The sequence below is a fragment of the Candidatus Spongiihabitans sp. genome, from assembly GCF_965237845.1.
GTDB lineage: Bacteria > Pseudomonadota > Gammaproteobacteria > Arenicellales > Poriferihabitantaceae > Spongiihabitans.
Window position 1 is genome coordinate 1653481 of sequence record NZ_OZ250154.1, and the last position, 20637, is coordinate 1674117.

Genomic DNA, 20637 nt, shown 5'->3' on the forward strand with positions numbered 1-20637 from the left:
TAATTAAATTTCCTCATCAAATTTAGTGCAAAATACGCATTCGAACCAGAGCATCGGCTGCCGTTACGCCCTTGTTCTTGCCTTTTACCATGAGCGGATTTATCTCCAGTTCCACAATTTCATCCTTCTTTTGTTCCACAAGATTAGCGATGGCAAGCACCGTATCAACAACTTTATCCACATCAGCCAGATTCCTGCCTCGAAAACCATTTAACAACGGCCAGGTTTTTAATTTTTTTAATGCACGAATAACATCATCCCGACAAATCGGCAACAACAAAATTTCACGATCACCGATCAACTCAACCAGCGTGCCGCCAAACCCGACTACCAAGTAGTGGCCAAATTGGGCATCACAACTCACGCCGAGCAATAATTCTGCAACGGCATCGCTTACCATTTCCTCAACAAGCAATGATTCTGAAATTTTCAGTAATCGCTCGGCCTCTTGTTTAAGCTGTTGCGCTGAGTCGATGCCGACAACGACAGCATTCAATTCCGATTTATGCACAATCTCCGGCGTCACCGCTTTGAGTGCTATCGGATAACCAATTTCCGCCGCCGCCCGGCATGCCTCGGATTGGTTGGACGCCAGCGATGATACGGGTACCGCTACGCCAGCTTGCTTTAACAACTGCTTGGCTTGATATTCATCCAGCCCATAAACCTGATGCGCTTCAACCGCAGTGGCGCTGACTTGAATTTTCGGCCGTAGCCACCCCCTGCCCCAGGTCATGCCGATATGACAAACCGCTTCAATGGCGGCCAAAGCCTGCTGCATTCCTTGCAGCGGCGCGATGCCGTTTTCGATCAATGTTTCCCGCACCGAATCGGTCAATGTTTCCGACATGGAAGACACCACAGCCGCATTACTTCCAGTGTGCCTGCTGGCGTCGATAAACGCCTGTATGGCTAATTTCCATTCTTCGCTATCGCAACCGGTTATATGCGGAACATCTATGATAAGCAGATTCAAGTCATACCTGCCGCCCATCATTGCCGAAAATGTTGCCGTCAACCGTTCCCGGTCGCCCCATATAAAGGTGTGGTAATCTAGGGGGTTGTCCACGTTTACATATTCATTCAGTGTCGCCTGCAATTTTTTCTTGTGCTCAGATTCGACTTTTGGAAAATGAATATCTCTAGCGGCGGCTAAATCGGCAATCAACGCCGCCTCGCCGCCTGAGCAACTCATTGAAGAAATGCTATTTCCTGCAAGTGGCCCGGTTACTGTAACCAGTTTCAACGCCTCCAGAAACTCTTCGATGGTATCTACCTGCCCTATTCCCAGACGTACAAATAACGCGGTATAAAGTCCGTTTTCCCCAGCCAAGGTGGCAGTATGGCTCATCGTGGTCCTGGCGCCAATAACTGATTTGCCGGTTTTTAACGCGATCATTGGAATGCCTTTCAGGTGCGCCCGGTGCGCAAGATCAACAAACAACGGCAAATTATTCAAGCCCTCGATATGGATGCCAATGGCGGTAATTTTGTCGTTGTCCAAAGCGGCGGCAATGCCCTCTTCAATGCCCATCACCGCTTGATTGCCGACCGTCACCAACCAGGCTATCGGCAAACCACGTTGCTGCAGGGTGAAATTAATGCCGACGTTACCGCTGCATGAAAAAATCGCCACGCCGGATTTATTTCGAGTCAATCCATGTTGATCGGGCCATAATGCCGCGCCCGACAAGGTGTTGATATAACCGTGACAGTTTGGGCCAAACACCGGCATACCCGCGGCCGCCTTAAGTAATTTATGGTGTCGTTCAAGACCGTCATCGCCTACTTCCCGAAACCCCGCCGAATAGCAAATAGCCCCTCCGCCGCCGGCAATATTTAATTTTTCAATTATTTCAATGCTCGAGTGCGCAGGAATCGCCACAAAAGTCACATCCGGCGCGGCCGGAAATTCGCCGAGCAACTGCGCCAGAGAATTAAAACAGGGTAATCCCTGCATGGTCTCGCGCCGCGGGTTAATCGGCCAGATATTCCCTGCAAAGCCAAGTTTCAGGCACTGTTCGACTACGCGATCGGCTTCTTTTCCACCGACAACGGCGATAGATTCAGGATTGAGACAACGTCTCAGACGTTGTTGATCGACCGCCACCAATTCGTTATTCCCCGTTTAGTTATTCCCCGCTTAGTTATTCTTGAAGCGTGGCATTGAGTATTAACTTCACCTCGTTTATAAATTTGAGGTCTCCTTATTGATTTTCCAGCGGTCGCAATAATGACCGGGAAATGATCAATCGTTGAATCTCGCTGGTGCCCTCCCAAATCCGCTCCACTCTGGCATCTCGCCAGATTCGCTCCAGTGGTAAATCGGACATCAAACCCATACCTCCATAAATCTGGATCGCCTCATCGGCAATAAACGCCAAAGCTTCTGTTGCTGACAGTTTTGCCAACGCGGCGTCCATATCGCTCATCGCCGCATTTGTATTTGAATTGGCATTTGCCTTTGCCGCAGCCTGGTAGGTGATTAGTTGCGCGGCGCGTCTGCGCAGTTCCATATCCGCCAGTTTAAAACCAACCCCTTGAAATTTGCCGATTGTTTGATTGAATTGCTTACGTGTGGCGGCATATTCACAGGCCAGTTCGAATGCTCGATCGCAACGGCCCAGGCAAATCGCCGCCACCTGCAGGCGGGTATTGCCGAGCCAGTCATTGGCAATCTCAAATCCTTGATCTACTTCTCCTAAAACCTGGCTCGACGATAACCGACAGTTATCAAATTCCAGAATACAGTTGTGATAACCACGATGCGAGACATTATCGTATCCTTTTCGCAGCATAAATCCTGGTGTCCCCATATCCACCAAAAAGGCGGTGATTTTCTTCCGAGGCCCTCTATGCCGGCTTTTATCTATTATTGGTTCAACACCGGTAGCGGCAAATAAAATCACGAAATCGGCGACATCAGCGTGACTGATAAAATGCTTCGTGCCATTAATCACAAAATCATCTCCATCCCGTTCCGCTTTACAGGACATCGACCGCAAATCAGACCCGGCGCCGGGTTCGGTCATCGCCAGGCAATCCGTTTTCTCGCCTTTAATACATGGAAAAAGATATTTCTCCCGCTGTTCGCCAACACAGGCCTGTAATATATTACTGGGCCGGCCGACGGTATATTGCAGCGCCATGTTCGCCCGGCCCAACTCACGGTCAAGCATACACATTGAAAGCGCATCAAGACCACCGCCGCCCAAATGCTCGGGCATATTGGCAGCGTAAAGCCCGATCTCAAGAGATCGATCAATAATTTGCCGTCTCAATTCTGCTCGGACTTCGCCGCTTTTCTCAACTTCTTCTTCGTAGGGATAGAGTTCTTCCTCGACAAAACGTTTGGCGGTTTCGATTAATCGTAATTGCTCTTCGGTGTGGTCAAAATTCATCTATGCGATGCCTCGCTATTTTCAATAATTTAATCATCAATACTCAGATCGTCCAGGCCGCTATAATTTTCCAGATGCCCGTCCACATTCATAATTTGTCCGGTTACTTTCGAGGCCTGTTCGGAGCCGAGAAAAATTGCCATATCAGCGATATCCTGAGCCGATATAAAAGTTCGCATCGAACAGCTTCGGGTATAGTTTCTACGCACCTCCTGTTCCGAAATCGCTTTTTCTTTGGCTTCCGCCGCAATCACCCGATCCATGCGCTCACCCTCCACACTGCCCGGGCAAATGGCGTTTGCGGTAATGCCGTATTGGCCCAGCTCCATAGCCAAAGACTTGGTGAAGCCGATCACCGCCCACTTCGCTGAACAATAGGCGGCGCGCAAGGGATAGCCATGCCAGCCTGCCGTGGACGAAATGTTGATAATACTTCCAGCCCGTTTTTGTTTCATTGCCGGTATGGCTTTTTGCGAGCACATAAAGGTGGCATCGAGGTTTACCCCGAAACAATCCTGCCAGTCGTTCAGAAGCACATTTTCAACCATTGCCGTGGGGCCCGCGATTCCCGCGCAATTTACCAGCACATCAATGCCGCCAAATTGTTCAAAGTGCCTGGAAAAAATTCGCTCGACTTGATCCTGTTTTGAAACATCCGCCTGCGTAACCAGCGCATCGGGAAAGTCCGAACTTGCCAAATCCGATTTTAATGTTGCCAGCGCGTTTTTATCGAGATCGACAATGTGTACCTGCGCACCCGCATTGGCAAATGATGATGCGATATATCTGCCGATACCGCCCGCACCAGCAGTAACCAGAACCGATTTGTCAATGAAAGGTTTCATTTCGCCGCTATGGTCATGGTTATGGTCACGGTTATTATTTTGTGCCAATCGACCGACCGGCCTGAATCGGCCTGTTCAAATCCGCTTGGGCTGAGACAAGTTTTGCGACTCGCTCGGCAACATCCGTGCGCGCCGGGCAAACCCGCCCTTGGTGCGTGTTTACATGCAGCAGCATTTGTTCGGTGGTGGCCAATAGCGTGTCGCCTCCGTTCAGGTCTTCACTCAGGTCTCCACCCAGATGCATGGAATGAAAAATGTGCAAGCGTTTTTGGTCGACACCAAGAATTTGTGTGGTCACGTACAGCGGCTGACCCACAGCTGCTTCACGGATATAATTAATATGGGTTTCCGCAGTATAGTAACTAAACCCTTGAGCATGATAGTCCTGATTGATGCCGATGTATCTAAACAGCGCGTCCGATGCATCACCAAAAACCTGGAGGTAGCGGCTTTCGGTCATGTGATTGTTGTAATCAGTCCATTCAGGCTGCACCGAGTCAGTATGCAGTTTTAACGGTTGCCGCACGTCATGGACTCCGGCATCAGACTCGGACATCACCGCTTGATGAGAGGCTTCGTATAGTTTTTCCTCATAACGTTTAAGCGTCTTTCCGGCCGCATAGTCATTCGAGCGCAGTGCCTGGAGCACGGAAACAATACAATCATCGCGTTTCCTTTCAAGTTCGAGTATAGAGCGGCCTGCCGCTTGATTATCGGATTGTTGCACGATTGTATCAAGCAGCTGGTCGGTCAGATCGGGGCCGTCAAATCGAGTCCATGGCCATTTCAAACTTGGCCCGAATTGCGCCATAAAATGCCGCATGCCCCCTTCCCCGCCGGCAATCCGAAATGTCTCAAACGGCCCCATAAAAGACCAACGAATACCTGCTCCATAACAAATCGCCTGATCGAGTTCATCCACCGTCGCGATGCCTTCATTGAGCAAGTGCAGCGCTTCCCGCCATAACGCCTCCATCATCCGGTCCGCCAGAAAGGCCTCGATTTCCCGTTTTACAATCAGCGGGTGCATACCGATATTTTGATAGAATTTAGCGGCTGCCTGCTTGACTCCATCCGTAGTTTGGTCGCCGCCGACTATTTCAACTAATGGCATTAAGTACACCGGATTAAACGGATGGCCAACGATCAGCCTTTGTGGATGATTTACCCCTTCCTGCATTTCACTGGGCAACAATCCAGAAGAAGATGAAGCGATGATGACATCCGCATCGGCGTAACCACAAATCTCCTGCATCAGCGCTTTCTTGATATCGATGCGCTCGGGCCCGCTTTCCTGAATAAAATCCATCCCGGTAACGGCTTGTTGCACCGAATCAACCAGCGTAAGCGTCCCGTTAACCGCAACCGGCGCCAGGGTCATCTTGCGATAAGCGCGTATCGCATTATTGATTACATCATTGATTCGACGTTCCACGCCTTCTGCCGGGTCGTAAAGGTGAACGTCAATGCCATTGATCAGTAATCGAGCTGCCCAGGCTGAGCCAATCAACCCGCCGCCAATCAACCCGACTTTTAGGGGCAGTTTTTCGGCTTCGCCGAAATTACTGCCCCTTATGTCGGCGCCAATCGCGCCAGCGATTTGCGCCGACCTGTTCAATTTAGGATGGGGGTTAAGCGCGCGGGAGCAAAGCCGCCCGGTGAGTTACTTAATCCAGCGATATTCATTAGACTTTGCATATTTATCGGGATTTTCCTTGTCCTCGTAACCCACAAACCTCCGCTTGCCATCCATCAATCGGTAATGATGTCGGTGCCGATTATTTTGCCATTGTCATAATCTATATCCAACCATATATCGCCATTCGCCTTGCCATCAACCATCGGACCTTCTCCCCAACCGCCACCTGCATAACGCTCAACCCAATGCCCATGCTGCTCGCCATAGCGATAGCCGATTGACGGATTGCTTTTTCTCGGCAGGTTTCCGCCTTTATTGACATCCGATACGCATTCGGCATAGACACCACCACTGAACAGTAGTCCGATAACAACCGCGCCGATTTTACTAAATTTCATATTGAGTCAATTCTCATTAAATTGATTTTAGATTTGCCCAATGAGCAGTGAAACAACGAAAGCGGATTATACATAAAAAAGGGGCAGTTGCTTGCCCCTGTATAAGTCCACCTTTGGCGCTCGGGTTGATGTTGAATTAAGGAAGTTTATGGGAGATTGCAGTTTGAGACTATAGCGTGGGATGACGGTGAATGTGTTGTTCTTTCTCCGTCATTATCAGGCTTGACCCGATAATCAGTCAAGCACCTGCGGCGCAAGCCGCGACCTTTGGATGGGCTGCATTTCAAGGAATCGAATTCAGCCGTTTCCTGCCTTTTCGTAAACAAGTCCTCGGTAACAGCCTTAACAGAGGACTATTTATGAACAAGAAACTAATCACGGCGATTGCCGCAACGACTATGGCGGGGGCTATCGGATTTGCTTCCGTCGCAGCCGCCATGGAATTCAACGTCTATGGCAGTCTCCGTGCCGGTGTCTATCAAAAGAGCGTTGATGATGTGGACGTAATCGACACACAAAACGCATTGCTAGTTGATGGCAATGTAATCAGTGTAATCAGACCAGATGCGCCGATGATCACCATAAAAAAAAGCGCGGGTCGTGACGCTTTGGACTTCGGTACTGACAAAGCGGGTAGCCGTTTCGGCATTAAAGGCTCCGAAGACCTCGGTAACGGCTCATCCGCTGGTTTCCACATCGAAAGAGCAATCAGCACGAGCGACACTTTCTCGGTTCGTCATCAGAATGTTTGGCTCAAAGGCGGCTGGGGCAAACTCACCCTCGGTCAGCAAGGCAACCCCTACCGCAACGCCGCCAACTGGGATCAGTCTTGGTGGATTGGTGGCAACAACCGCTACGGGGACGGCGGAAGCCGTACAAATGGTATTCGCTACGATAGCAACTTCGGCGGTCCATTCAGTTTTAGCTTGATGGCGACGGCGGACGATGCAGACAGTGCGATAGACGGTTGGGTTGTTAAAGTCAACGATGTTAATGATGCTGATATTCACGGTGCCAATTCCAGCACGATAACCGGATCTAAAATCTCAGACGAAGACGGGGTCGACTCGTTTATCGGCACCGCCCACTTCAAAATCAGCGATGTGGCAACCGTCAACATCGGCTTCCGCACCAATGAGCAGGCACACAACCTGCCGGGCGAAAGTTACGACAACAGCGTAATCAGTGTTAACGGAGCAATCGGACCCTTTGACTGGTATGTTGCCTACGAAGAGAACGATGACAACGTGAATCGCCCTGCTGTTACCCGTACTGCTGGTACTGTTCCTGCGACTACCAATGCGATTGCGAGCGTATTTGCACCGCAAGATGCAGAGACTGTCGGCGTGTTCCTGGGTCTCGGTTTGGGCGAGAGCAATTACATCTATCTGGAATATGAAGATTCCAACGTAGATGGGGGCGGTGAAGTTGATGGTACCAACGTCGGCTTGCTCGACAAAGATGCCCTCTTGCTTGGCTATTCGTACAAAATTGGCCCAAGCACAAGTTTCATCGTTGAGTATGTGAGCGTGGACAACGAGAGCAACTTCTCTGCCGACTCGGACACATTCCTAGCATTTTTCAAAGTGGATTTCTAATCATCCTCGCTTTACCCATTAAAAAGCCGGGGCTTCCGCTCCGGCTTTTTTTCGTCCTCCGCACCCTGCCCCTCGCCATCCTTTCTCGCCATTGCCGCGATTGCGGCTAACCCCGCCCCACCAACCCCCGCCGTCATTATCGGGCTTGACCCGATAATCCAGTCAAACACCCGCGGCGCAAGCCGCACCATTATCCGGCATGTATAAGTTCAGATACATTTGGCGCTCAAAGTGGATTTCTAATCCCCTCGCTACATCCATTAAAATGCAGGGGCAGATCGCGACCTGTCCCTACAACAAAATGCGAAAACCCACCCCCGGCAAAGACCACCGGAATAGCAAAACGTCAGGAATAAAATAACGTAGGAAAAAACAAGCAACCGGAACAGCAAAAACCGCTATCCTGTAAAACCGCAAACCAGCCAACGAAAACAATAAATTTGGATACCGCTAACGACACCAGCGGCGGCGATAATTATCGTCCCAGGCTAATTATCATGCGCGCGACCATGCGCTGTTCAAGATCGTTTTTTCCAAGGATATTCATCTTCGGGTTCATCTCCCGGCATAGGTACTCCAAACAGGGCGGTCACGATGGTGGCGACCACGGCATCGGCCAGGGCATCACTGGCCCCGGCTTCCTTGAGCGAGTCCACGGCCTTATGCGTGTCATATGTGACCGGACTTTTGCCCATGGCGCCAACGATGCTATAGACAACGGCTTCAGCCAGGGGCTCAGCGGCGCCAGCTTGGGTGAGTGCCTTTACGGCTTTGTGGGTGTCGAATGCAAGTGAATTCATCGGTTGCGCTTCCATGTTTGATCGAGTTGTGTGTTTGCTTATCGGTACTGCGGCAAGTAAAGCATGTTTTCACGGCGAATGCAATACGGAATAATGGCGCGGCTTGCGCCGCGGGTGTTTGACTGGATTATCTGGTCAAGCCCGATAATGACGGCCGGGGCGCGGCGGGGCGGGGTTGGCGCCGAAAAACTTCAGAAAAAAGTTCGGATTACGGCGACAGCCAACCCCCCTATTGCGGCTAACAATATCCCAAACAAATAGCGGACAAGTTTCGACTCTCTGTCCGCAATCAGCGTCTCGATTTTCGCAACATCTGTTTTGGTTGCCAAATACTCCATGTGTGTTTCCAACACGGATAGGCGAGACTCAATGCCCGCCAACCTTGCATCCGTCCCGCCACCATTACTGCCGCTACTGGAGGCCGCCGTAGCGGGCGACGGAGCGACCAAACTCAAGTCAGGCGATTGATTCCTCTGGTTCATTGCGGTTTCTCCATCTCCAGCCACTCCCAAAGTCCGGATGAGGCAAAGCCTGAGTAGGTGCCATTCAATTTAAAAACGGCGCCAACCGCATTCTCAATTTTATTCTCGCCTCCAAAGCCTACAGTGTCAGCCACTTTTTCCGAAATATCGTCGGTATGAACAAGAAAGCACTTTTCGTTGACTGGATAGTTGAACCGGTAATGCTCTGCAATCCTCTCGGCTACTTCGCTGTTCTCGTTTTGCAAAATAATGGCATGGATAGCCATAGTGGTTCCTCTCGGGTGGTCTATGGGTGGCGGTCTAAAGGTTAACTATTATCATCCGGCTATTATAGCCAATTCTCAAGATCCTGCGTTCGGGAAAGTAGTTGGGATGGTTAATTTCGTTGCCTATTTTACCCAATTTTCGTACTCCCAGGATAATTTACCTCTTTTTCGAGCAGTTGTACAACATGACAATCCGCAACCCCGGCTTTCTTCAACGATTTTACGGCTTTGTGGGCGTCGAATGCGAGTGAGTTCATCGGTTGTGCGTCCATGTTTGCTCGAGTTGTGTTCGGTTATTCTTACTGTGGTAAGTAAAGCATGTTTTCATTGCCAATGCAATACAGAATAATGGCGCGGCTTCAGCCTCGCAAAGCCATTGCAGATTGCAGGACTAAAGTCCCATTTCCAAGCTTAATAGTCTCATTTATGGCTAAGCCCCAAGATGGCGGGACTAAAGTCCCGCTTCCGATCTTAATAGTCTCATTTGTGTCTGAGCCCGGACAATGCTCTCCTCCCGTATTGCAAGCAAGATGCTGACTGGCGACAAGGACCGGATTGCTTTCGCATCTCCGCTCTGTTGGTGGGCTACGCCCACCCTGCAAACCTCTGTTTTTTACAATTGGGCGGGCAAAAAAAGGGCATCCCGAAGGATGCCCTGTTCTGGAAAAGATTGAAAGGAGGATTAGAAATCCACTTTGAGCGCCAGAGCCAGAACATTTGGATCGCTACCTTTTGTACCAGAAGGCAGGCCTTTGTCGATCTGCAGGTATTCTCCAATGAATGAGACACCACCGCCGAACGAGTGTGAGTAGCCGAGAATGGTCTCGGTAACATCGGTGCCAAGCGAAACCTTGAATGTTTTGTCATCCCTCTCCCACGTTTGCCGATCTGCATCGTGGCTGACATGATAGAGATACAGTTTGTCATTGTCGGAGAGAGCAAAACTGGCGTATCCACCCAAGGAGTCCACATCATTCTTGAAGGCCTTCGCATTGTCAGAACTCATCTGATACGAGACATACCAACCGAATGGCCCGGCCGAGCCGTTAAGGCCAATAGCGGTATTGTCGCTGCTTCTGCCCGCGGCATCAAGTTCTCCAACACTAACAGCAGTAATATTGGTGTTGTCGATGCGATGCGCTACATTCAGATTCACAGGGCCAAAGTCATAGCCGAACGCCAGAATCCAACTATCGATGCCGTCCTCGCGTTTAACGGTCGACTTGCCACCTTTGGCGACATCGGTGCGGGCGCGAGTTAGTTTCGACGGAAGTACGGGCCTACTAATGCCATTGGTATCCGCGTCAACGAGCGTATATGCGATAGCGCATTCATCGCCTATCATGGTGCAGGCGGTTTGCGTGTCACCAGGCGTAAACTTGCCGTCTGCATCCGTTGTTCCCGATATGAAAAGAGGCGCATCTTTCTGCATATCCACCACACGAAGAGCAGCGGGGGAGAAAAAAGGTTCGTTGGTGTAGTAATGGATAGTTGTGGTTTCCGCATCTGACAGTTTATCTTCATTATCGTTAGCGGTCGCCATAATCGACAAACTGAAAGGCCCGGTGGCTAAGTCATATCGCAAGCCTTCAATGCGGGTACCGCCGTCGTTGAAGCCAAATTGACCGCCGAGGAACCAGCTTTGGTCCCAGTTGCGGGCGTTGCGATAGGGGTTGCCTTGCTGACCGAAAGTGAGTTTGCCCCAGCCGCCGCCGATCCAAACATTGGAGTGACGAGTGCTAAGCGAACTTTTGCCCACGCCACGTTCCAGATGCAAGCCAGCGGACGAGCCGTTGCCGAAATCACTTTTAGCCTTGATGCCAATACGGCTGTATAGGCCCTGACCGCCGACGCTGCCGTCTTTGCCTGTTGCGCCGAGGTCCAATCGTCTGTTGCTGTTAGCCTTGTCGTCGTCGCTAGAGACAACACCCGCTCGGAGGCTGCCATACCAGTTGAATTCGGTGGCGGCTGCGACGGAGGCAAATCCAACTGCCCCCGCCATAGTCGTTGCGGCAATCGCCGCGATTAGTTTCTTGTTCATAAATAGTCCTCTGTTAAGGCTGTTATTAAGATAAAATTAAATTTAATTTAACAATGAATAGCGGTAATTTGCTATTACGGGGGCGACTATACCGATAATTATCAATATTGCAAGCGTTTTTACCACTTTTCTTGCATGAATATTAAAAAAAGTTAATTTTAGCGAGAAACAGCGAATATTTGGCTTAAATAAAGGGTTTTACCGCTCACCTACTCCAACCTCAATGTTCTTGCTTTTATAATAGTGTGGCTCGCGCCGCCTGTATTTCACTGGATTATCTGGTCAAGCCCGATAATGACGGCAGGACGGCGGCGCAAGCCGCAATTTGGAGGCAGGAAATTATCTGTTGCGGGGGCGCACTCCGAACAAGATGGCACTGTTGCCGCCAGGTGCCTGCGATAGTGGATTTTCTTCAATCAAAGTCATCAACATCAATCACTTTTCTGACCAAGGCGCGGGTCTGGCTCAGTAATGACGATTCCTGTTTGGCAATGACTTTTTGTTGCACTAATTGTTTCAGCCAATCGGCGTAGTCTTGTGTTTCGAGCGGCTCGTGCCCGGATTTTTTTAATCGCCTTCGTAAAACCCTGGTTTCCACCATTAATTCAAATGCGGACTCAAGTTGAGCAATAATATCATCCGGGTCAGTTGGGATATACATGTCATGGGTGAGTCGATCTCGCGCAGCACCCGGCGTTTGCAACAAATCTGATACGGCGCGGGACAGATTGTCTGTCGGCATATGCAAATACCGACCGCCGGGAAAAACTGCCAATCTCAGTAGTTTTCCAAAAGCCTGATTGGGATAATTACGCAATATGCCGTCCAACGCCTGTTGCGCCCGATACAAGGCGTATTGGCAAGCCCAGTCCGCTAATGGCGCATCGTTTTCCGGTTCGCCATTGTCCTTGAATCGTTTCAAGGTCGCGGACGCCAAATAGAGGTTGCTCATGACATCGGCGAATCTTCCCGATAGCATTTCTTTTCGTTTTAAGTTTCCCCCTAACGAAAACAGGGTTATATCGGCGAGCCAGGCAAAAGAGGCACTCAAGTGCTCAATAGTTCGGGAATGCTTTTTAATCAAGCCACGACCAGTCCCTGTCGCCAACCAACCGCGGCTTAAGCCATAACCAAAAGAGCGCATTTTATTACTCGCGACATGTTCGATATGACTGACCATGGCAGCATCAAATCGCTCAAGACCCTCGGCCTCATCCTGCATGGATGCCGCTTGAATCTCTTTCAGCAGATACGGATGGCAGCGCATCGAACCCTGCCCAAATATAATCAAACTGCGGGTTAAAATATTGGCGCCTTCGACCGTGATTCCAATCGGAATTTGCTGGTAAATTCTAGCCAAATAGTTTCCCGGACCCATACAGACCCCCTTGCCGCCATGCAAGTCCATGGCATCATTCACCACCTTGCGCGATAAATCCGTGCATTGCTGCTTGACCATAGCGGACATCACCGCCGGTTTTTGTCCTAATGACAAGGCGGTAGTCATCAGTATCCTGCCGCTATCCAGCAAATAAGTCAGCCCGCCAATTCGAGCAAGCACTTCTTCAATGCCTTCAAAATTGCCGATTTCGATACCAAATTGTTCACGAATTCGGGCATAGGCGCCACTGGTCCGCGCCGACACCTTTGCCGCACCAGCCGCGGCCGCCGGCAAGGATATTCCCCTTCCCGCGGCCAGGGATTCCATCAGCATGCGCCAGCCTTGACCCACTTTTTCCTGACCCCCGATAATCCATTGCATCGGAATAAACACGTCCTTGCCCCAGTTTGGGCCATTTTGGAACGACCCATTCAGCGGCAGATGCCGGCTTCCAATAGACACCCCTTTGGTCTTGGTCGGCACCAGCGCACAGGTAATGCCGAGCTCCCGCTCAGACCCCAATAAATGATCGGGGTCGTAGGCTTTAAATGCCAGTCCCAACAATGTTGCAACCGGGCCAAGGGTGATATATCGTTTTTCCCAATTAACCCGAAATCCCAACACCGACTTACCCTTGTATTTACCCTTGCACACCACGCCACAATCCGGCATACCCACGGCATCGGACCCGGCCCAGGGATTAGTGAGTCCAAAACACGGGACTTCTTCGCCGCTTGCCAAACGCGGCAAGTAGTATGCCTTCTGCTGGTCGGTGCCATAGTGCAGCAACAACTCCGCGGGGCCGAGAGAATTCGGCACCATAACCGTCACTGCAACGGTGCCGCTCCGAGTCGCCAGTTTTTGCACGATGCAAGACTGAGCATATGCAGAGAACGCCAAACCGCCATATTCCTTTGCAGCATTAAGCCCGAAAAAATTATTATTTTTAATAAAGTCCCAAACGGTGTCCGGCAGGTCATTCAACTCGTGAGTAATCTGCCAATCATCGGTCATGGCGCATAGCCTTTCAACGGGGCCATCCATAAACGCCTGCTCCGGTTCAGTGAGACTGGGTGTTTTGGCCCCAAACAGGACTTCCCAATTTGGATTTCCCGAAAATAATTCCGCGTCCCACCACACCGTTCCGGCATCGATTGCGTCTCGTTCTGTTTGAGAAATCGGCGGCATCCTCTGCTTTACCAGGCCAAATAATCTGGCGCTGACAAACTGCTTTCTGGCTCCGGGCGCGAAATACAGCAAGCCCATCATCGCCAAGAAAATAACGATGAATATCAGTGAAAAGAATAAATTGGTAATGCCGAATATCATCGTTACCAACAGTACACCTAAGGCCGTAATCAGCCAGTTTTTAAATGGCAGCTTTAGCCATAAAAACCCAAACACCAATAACAAAAGAATTAAAATGGTTACCATGAATGCTCTCTAACCGCGCGTATTAATTTTAGTCATTATCCCATATTGCCCAGAAAGAAAATAGAGAGTGAAAATACATCGCTATAAACTTTGGTTATTCCAGCGGCAGCCGGAGGAAATATCCTGCAGCGATATTTTCATCAGGGATGCCGAACCTATGCAAAATTATCTTTTTTGCTGTTTGATTGCGCGCGCCTGATTATTTTAGCAAAAAACGCGGTTTCCTTGCGTAATGCGTCCATCCTTGTTTGAGTTTGACGAAAACCATGCCCTTCTCCTGGATATTCTGTATAGCTATGTTTTATACCTTTTGTTTTCAGTCGCTCAACCACCTCACGGGACAAGCCGGGCGGAACAACCTTGTCTTGTGCGCCTTGAAACAAGATAAGCGGGCTGGACAATTTATCAATCTGAAAAATTGGGGAGCGTGCCATAAACCGACTTTCAGGATTCATGGATGTTTCGGGGTCGAATCTTTCACCAACCAGTCGGTCGGTATATTTCGATTCAAATTTGTGGGTGCTATGGCTTAATGCAACTAAATTTCCAATGCCATAATAACATGCGCCGCCGGCGAACCGATGGGGAAATCTGGTCAACGCTCGAAGCACGGCGTACCCGCCGGCACTGCTGCCGCGGATAAACACAAGATCCTTGTCGATCCATTTTTTACTGCCTACGAAATCAATTGCGCTGGCAATATCGTCGGCATCGAATTCCCCCCAATTCCCCAACAGCGATTGCCGGTATTTTCTGCCCAGTCCCGTGCTGCCACGATGATTGATATCCAGGAGCGCGAATCCCAGGGAGCAAAAATATTGCTTCAGGCTCGAATACTCTGAGGTCGCTCTGCTTGTAGGGCCGCCATGGATAACGATCATCAGCGGTGGCAATGTGTTTTCAGGGGCGCAATACATTGGGTTATAGGGCGGATAGAAATAGCCATAAGCCATATCTATCTCTGCGGCTCTCTCTGCGCCCCTCTCCACGGTTGGAAATTTGATTAACCTGGGTTCACTGTGGCCCTGGCCGTGACCGCCATGACCATCAGAATCAGCGCCCGATAACATTATCGGCAAAGTCTTCTCGCTACATGGATGTCGCTTATTAGAGCAATGCAGGAGCGATTGCCGAATGTTTCCGGACGGAATGCTTAAACTGACAATTTCAGCGCAACGGTCTGAATAGTGTGCAATGAATAATAGCTCATTGGCATCAACTATCTGTAAGTGGCTACATGCCGAAAATCCTTGATCCAGTACCATACAGTTATGGCCGTTGCTATTATTGCCGCTGCTATCCACTGTTACCAGCACATCTCGATCATCCCGGGTCGCTACGGCAATGATCAAACCATCGCCGACTGGCTGCCATCTGCGTTGCCCGAATATCCAATGCGCCTCACCAAACTCTTCATTGCCATGAGTCAACCGAGTAATTTCTCCGTGACGATACTGAAACATACTCCAGTAGTCGCAGGTATCACTATCGCTCACAAATATTAGTCTGTTGTCATTCAAAAACCCAAGTTGGCACACCGCGCAATTTTGCTCATCGACAATAACTTCCAGGTCATCAAGGAAAATCGCATGATCTTCAACCTTGAGTTGGGCACACACTAGGCGACTTTGATCCCAAGGCATATCGGGGTGACTCCACTCAAACCAGGCGATTTTTTTGCCGTCGCTGGAAATGACCGGATTAGCATAGAAATCTGCGCCCTGAGCGAGAATGATAGGCTCGGATTGCATAACTTGATCGCCCTCTGATTCAATGTTAAGCGATATTGGGCCAAGTGATAGCGCGACAATGCAGTTGCAATGCTGTCCATTATTCCGGGTGGTTTCCATAATCCCCAGTATGAATTTTCCATTTCCGACCGCAACCAGATCGGCATATCCACAACAGTTGTGAGGCGCTGAGTCACGGCTTAGTCGTTGTGGCGCTGATTTTGGCTCAAGTGATGGCTCAGGCGACGGCTTTAGCGATTGCCGATATAAATTACCGTCTTTATAGTTGTTAAAAACAATGCTGTCATTCACGATACAAAAACATCGGCCACCATATTCATGAACTGCGGTTCTGATATTGAAATTCTCAGGGGTAATACAAATCGGTTTTACGGATGGCTCAGATAGATTTTTCTGCATTAGCGCGATTCGACCCTTTTCCCGGGATTGGGACTCTAACCAATATAGATTGCCATTATTTTTAAACGGGTAAGCTGGGGGCGATGCTTGCTCAATCAGCGATTCAATGGCGACATCGCTTTTCCATAATCCATAGGGCATTTCCTTTTTACCGGCTGTCTGGTCGTTCATATGCAATTCATACCATTGGCCAAGTCAGTCGTTCACGGAATGCACCACAAGTCGGGCTTTATTCGCAGACAACTTATGTTCATTAAAAAATCCAACGCGCGCTTCAAGGGCATATTGAAATCGTTGACCAGGATGATAACGTCTTTTATTTCCATCGTCATAGGTATCCATGACCATGGTTCGAATTAACTTTCCTGCGCCGTCAAAAAAACCGATGTCTAGCGGCGCTTTAACATTTTGCATATGAAATCGACCGCCCACTGGCTGTGAATAGACGAACAGGATAGTGGTGTTATTAATAACCTCCTCGCATATATGTTGATAACCATCAGCGCGCTCCCTGGTGTTATCGGCGATATGAGATTCAAGTTTAATGATCTTTCCGGAATCGTTAAGCAGGGATATTTCTTCGACGTGCATTTTCGATAAGCGTTCAATTGACTTCTTGCATTCCGCGGATGTCTCCAAACCGTTGATTAAAAATAACACAATAGCAGTGAGGCCTGTGACGATACCGATGAGCAGGACAGAAATTTTTATCGCGGGTTTCATTGTCGTTCGTATAGCGGCCGAGTTTGAAATAATTGACTTTCCAACATTATTATATTATTTGTTTGGTGTAAGATTATCGGTAATTCCTGGTCCATGCAATTTAATTTCCAACGATGAGCAACAGTGAATGAACCAACAATAGTGCGAATCCGGCCCGTGCAAATTTGCGCGGCCTGCTTGCAAATCCTGCTATCGCAATGACTGATGTCATTGAGGGCTTGGGACGTATTGTCGGTCAACAGCACGTTATAACCGATAAACAGAAATCCGCAATTTACACTGAAGAGCCACGCGGGCGATATGCCAGCGATTGCTTGGCAGTTGTGCTGCCTGAAACGACAGAAGAAGTAGCAGAAATAGTCAAGTTTTGCGGACAACAAAATCTAGCCCTGGTTCCTCAGGGCGGAAATACCGGCGCCATGGGCGGTGCTGTCGCCAATAAAGACCAACTGATTGTAAATTTTAAGCGTTTGAACAAAATCATTGAGGTAAATCCAACGGACTATACCATGACTGTTCAGGCCGGCTGTATTCTGGCCAATATTCAGGAAACCGCAAAGCGGCACGATAGATTATTCCCATTAAGTTTAGGCGCCCAAGGGAGTTGCCAAATTGGCGGTAATCTGGCAACCAATGCAGGCGGCATTAATGTATTGCATTACGGTAACACCCGTGATTTAGTGCTTGGAATCGAAGTGGTGCTGTCGAACGGAAAGATCTCTCATGGCCTTAACGCATTAAGAAAAAACAATACCGGATACGACCTTAAAAATTTATTCATCGGCTGCGAAGGCACCTTGGGCATCATTACCGCGGCCGTATTAAAACTGTTCCCTTACCCCAAAGGGCAGGTCGTTTCGCTGACAGGGCTTGAATCCATCGATTCGGGCGTCGCTTTACTAAGCCGATTGAAATTCGCCAGCAGTGATCGCTTGACCACATTCGAATTGATGTCGCAAATTGCCGTGGAGACTGCGGTAAAGCATATCCACGGTCAAACCGATCCATTTGATAAACCTTACCCGTGGTATATTTTAGCGATTGTGCATAGCAGTGAACAAGATTCTCATCTCAAGCATCACATAGAAGATACTCTGGCAACCGCCCTTGGGGACGGCCTGATTAAAGATGCGGTAATTGCACAAAACCAAACTCAGGCTCAGCGGTTAATTTTGCTGCGCGAGGATATTGTTGAAGCGCAGAAGTTTATCGGCGGCAGCATCAAGCACGATGTTTCCGTTCCGGTTTCTAAAGTGTCGGAATTTATGGCGCACGCATACAGAACCGTTAAAGCGTTTATGCCCAACGCGCTGCCCTACCCCTATGGACATCTCGGTGACGGTAATATTCACTTCAATATTTCCCAGCCAGCCGATATGGGCAAGGAAAAATTTCTCGAAAATTGGAAAGCAATCAACACCTTAATGCATGATATTACGCATGATTACCAAGGCTCTTTTAGCGCCGAACACGGTATCGGTATTTCCAAACTGGATGAAATGGACAAGTATAAAGACCAAACCGAAATGGAGCTCTATCGACAGATAAAAAAATTATTAGATCCAAAGGGATTATTAAATCCTGGAAAGATGCTGAGATAAGGGTAATTAATTAAGCGGCTGTCCTGGTGCTTGATGGGCTTTTCTTATGGGTGGCGGGATTATGTTGGGGTCGTATAAATCGGCCAGGCTGCTTGCCTTTTACTGATTTCTATGTGGGGATTGAGGTATCCTAATATCCGATGCTAATCATGAATGACATGATATAGTCTGCACTTGGCAGGGAAATACGGGAAAGAAATACGGGAAATGAATATTGCCTGTGGGCAACAATGTTTATTTTAATGAGTAAATTCAATTGCAGATTAAAATCTGCTTGCTTAATCTGATGAACAGCAAAAAATGCAAAATATGATGACAGTTAAAGATGCAAGCATCTGGGCATCCAAACTATTAGGTAAAAACGTCACGCCGTCAAACATAACATACTTAATTCAATATGGCCGAATCCCAAAAATAGGAGACAACGGTACTCTTTTAGTCAACAAACGTGATTTGGAAAGATATTATAATGCTAACCATGAAACCAAAGAGAAATTATGGAAAAAGCAACTTGGAAACGATTTGAACTGGAAATTGTCTTTTTCAGAATACAAAGAATCTGAAACAACAAAGCATGTACATAGGCTCCACCCGTATAAAGGGAAGTTCATCCCACAGCTTGTTGAATACTTTTTAGATCAACACACTGACGATTTTAAGCATAAAGCCATTTTTAAGGCTGGCAGTATCGTGTTGGACCCTTTTTGTGGTAGCGGGACAACACTGGTACAAGCAAGCGAACTGAATTTACATGCTATTGGAGTTGATATTTCGGCATTTAATTCATTTATTAGCAATGCTAAAGTTGGCCAATATGATATTCATCACATTAGTAAGCTCTCTGATGAAATAACCCAAGCTCTTATTGAATTTCAAAGAACAAGAAATAATATTGCCTTTGAAGTGAACTTGTTAGAGCGATTAAAGATATTTAATGCTCAGTTTTTCCCATCTCCAGATTTTAGACACAAGGTCATGAATAAACAAATAGACGAAAAAATATATGGTCAACAAAAATCAGAAGAATTCCTAAAGACCTACACTGACCTTGTAAGAAAATACAACATTTCCTTGAAACAAAACCGTAGTGAATCTTTTTTAGATGTTTGGTTTCTGCAGGTAGTCAGGGATGAAATTAATTTTGTTTTTAATCAAGTAAAGTCTGTCGAAAATCAAGCAACAAAAAAATGCTTGCCTTGATTTTGAGTCGCGCCATGCGATCATGTCGCGCAACCACGCATGCTGATTTAGGAACATTGAAGGAGCCTACGACAGTTACTTATTATTGCAAAAAACACGGCAAGATATGCAAGCCATTATTTTCAATACTAAGTTGGTGGGAAAGATACACAAAGGACACGATAAAAAGAATCCAACAGTTTGACCGCTTGAGGACTAATACTTTTCAAACATGTTTGGTGGGGAATAGCCGAACAATTGATATAGTGAATGAGTTAGAAAATAAAAACCCTGACTTTGGGAAGTTGACAGGAAAAAATAAAATAGATGGAATTTTTTCCAGCCCTCCATATGTTGGTTTAATAGATTACCATGAGCAACATGCATATGCTTACGACTTGCTTGGTTTCGAGAGAAATGATAATTTAGAAATTGGTCCTTTATGCAAAGGGCAAGGCATAGAAGCGCGGAAAACTTATGTTGAAGGAATTTCTGATGTCCTAAAAAATTGCAAGAAGTCCTTCAAACAAAACTACGACGTGTTGCTGGTGGCGAATGATAAATATGGACTATACCCACAAATCGCAGAATTGGCGCAAATGGAGATTGTAAACGAATATAAAAGGCCTGTTTTAAATCGTGTCGAAAAAGACAGGTCTGCCTATGCGGAAATCATTTTTCACATGAAGGAAAAATAAT

The 20637-nt window shown here is 48.1% G+C and carries 15 protein-coding genes and 2 pseudogenes; 3 read left to right on the plus strand and 14 right to left on the minus strand.

The features are described from left to right. Positions 1-22: 22 nt before the first annotated feature. The 5 genes from ACPXXB_RS07940 to ACPXXB_RS07960 all read right to left on the minus strand — a co-directional run bounded on the left by ACPXXB_RS07940 (position 23) and on the right by ACPXXB_RS07960 (position 6283). Positions 23-2110 carry an acetate--CoA ligase family protein gene (locus ACPXXB_RS07940; RefSeq protein ID WP_423906314.1) on the minus strand — a complete coding sequence of 696 codons (2088 nt, stop codon included), beginning with the start codon at positions 2108-2110 and terminating at the stop codon, positions 23-25. A 97-nt stretch (positions 2111-2207) separates the two neighbouring features. Beyond that, positions 2208-3401, minus strand: a complete 1194-nt coding sequence (locus ACPXXB_RS07945) for an acyl-CoA dehydrogenase family protein (protein WP_423906316.1) — start codon at positions 3399-3401, stop codon at positions 2208-2210. 29 nt (positions 3402-3430) lie between these two features. Continuing rightward, a complete protein-coding gene (locus ACPXXB_RS07950) occupies positions 3431-4246 on the minus strand; it encodes an SDR family oxidoreductase (protein ID WP_423906319.1) in 816 nt (271 codons plus the stop codon). Positions 4247-4280: 34 nt separating this feature from the next. Beyond that, on the minus strand, positions 4281-5789 hold the full coding sequence (locus ACPXXB_RS07955; protein WP_423911063.1) for a carnitine 3-dehydrogenase: 1509 nt from the start codon (positions 5787-5789) through the stop codon (positions 4281-4283). 209 nt (positions 5790-5998) lie between these two features. Continuing rightward, positions 5999-6283, minus strand: coding sequence for a hypothetical protein (locus ACPXXB_RS07960; protein WP_423906322.1), 285 nt, complete (start codon positions 6281-6283; stop codon positions 5999-6001). Between the two features lie 359 nt (positions 6284-6642). Here ACPXXB_RS07960 and ACPXXB_RS07965 point away from each other — a divergent pair, with 359 nt between their 5' ends. Next, positions 6643-7881: a porin gene (locus tag ACPXXB_RS07965; RefSeq protein ID WP_423906325.1), complete on the plus strand. Its 1239-nt coding sequence runs from the start codon at positions 6643-6645 to the stop codon at positions 7879-7881. A gap of 518 nt (positions 7882-8399) precedes the next feature. Here the strand turns inward: ACPXXB_RS07965 and ACPXXB_RS07970 are convergent. From ACPXXB_RS07970 to ACPXXB_RS08005, 8 genes are all read right to left on the minus strand, one after another. Next, a complete protein-coding gene (locus ACPXXB_RS07970; protein ID WP_423906327.1) occupies positions 8400-8681 on the minus strand; it encodes a hypothetical protein in 282 nt (93 codons plus the stop codon). A gap of 191 nt (positions 8682-8872) precedes the next feature. Continuing rightward, on the minus strand, positions 8873-9163 hold the full coding sequence (locus ACPXXB_RS07975) for a hypothetical protein (RefSeq protein WP_423906330.1): 291 nt from the start codon (positions 9161-9163) through the stop codon (positions 8873-8875). Beyond that, positions 9160-9429 (minus strand): hypothetical protein, encoded by a 270-nt coding sequence (locus tag ACPXXB_RS07980; protein WP_423906331.1) that lies wholly within the window; start codon positions 9427-9429, stop codon positions 9160-9162. Before ACPXXB_RS07980 ends, ACPXXB_RS07975 begins: the two co-directional genes overlap by 4 nt. Before the next feature lie 128 nt (positions 9430-9557). After that, the gene (locus ACPXXB_RS07985; protein ID WP_423906332.1) at positions 9558-9686 is read right to left on the minus strand and encodes a hypothetical protein; all 129 of its coding nucleotides are present in this window, start codon (positions 9684-9686) and stop codon (positions 9558-9560) included. Between the two features lie 425 nt (positions 9687-10111). Beyond that, on the minus strand, positions 10112-11470 hold the full coding sequence (locus tag ACPXXB_RS07990) for a porin (protein WP_423906335.1): 1359 nt from the start codon (positions 11468-11470) through the stop codon (positions 10112-10114). Positions 11471-11882: 412 nt separating this feature from the next. Next, complete coding sequence (locus ACPXXB_RS07995; RefSeq protein ID WP_423906336.1) at positions 11883-14285, minus strand: acyl-CoA dehydrogenase; 2403 nt, start codon at positions 14283-14285, stop codon at positions 11883-11885. A gap of 155 nt (positions 14286-14440) precedes the next feature. Then, positions 14441-16606 carry an alpha/beta hydrolase family protein gene (locus tag ACPXXB_RS08000; protein WP_423906338.1) on the minus strand — a complete coding sequence of 722 codons (2166 nt, stop codon included), beginning with the start codon at positions 16604-16606 and terminating at the stop codon, positions 14441-14443. 24 nt (positions 16607-16630) lie between these two features. Next, complete coding sequence (locus ACPXXB_RS08005) at positions 16631-17158, minus strand: DUF192 domain-containing protein (protein WP_423906341.1); 528 nt, start codon at positions 17156-17158, stop codon at positions 16631-16633. 197 nt (positions 17159-17355) lie between these two features. Between ACPXXB_RS08005 and ACPXXB_RS08010 the strand changes: the two genes are divergently transcribed. Beyond that, a complete protein-coding gene (locus ACPXXB_RS08010) occupies positions 17356-18759 on the plus strand; it encodes an FAD-binding oxidoreductase (protein ID WP_423906344.1) in 1404 nt (467 codons plus the stop codon). Positions 18760-18765: 6 nt separating this feature from the next. Here ACPXXB_RS08010 and ACPXXB_RS08015 read toward each other — a convergent pair. Next, positions 18766-18849 (minus strand): annotated as a pseudogene (locus tag ACPXXB_RS08015) (hypothetical protein); the annotation flags it as partial. 210 nt (positions 18850-19059) lie between these two features. Between ACPXXB_RS08015 and ACPXXB_RS08020 the strand changes: the two are divergent. Continuing rightward, positions 19060-20636, plus strand: a pseudogene (locus ACPXXB_RS08020) (DNA methyltransferase). Position 20637 lies beyond the last annotated feature (1 nt).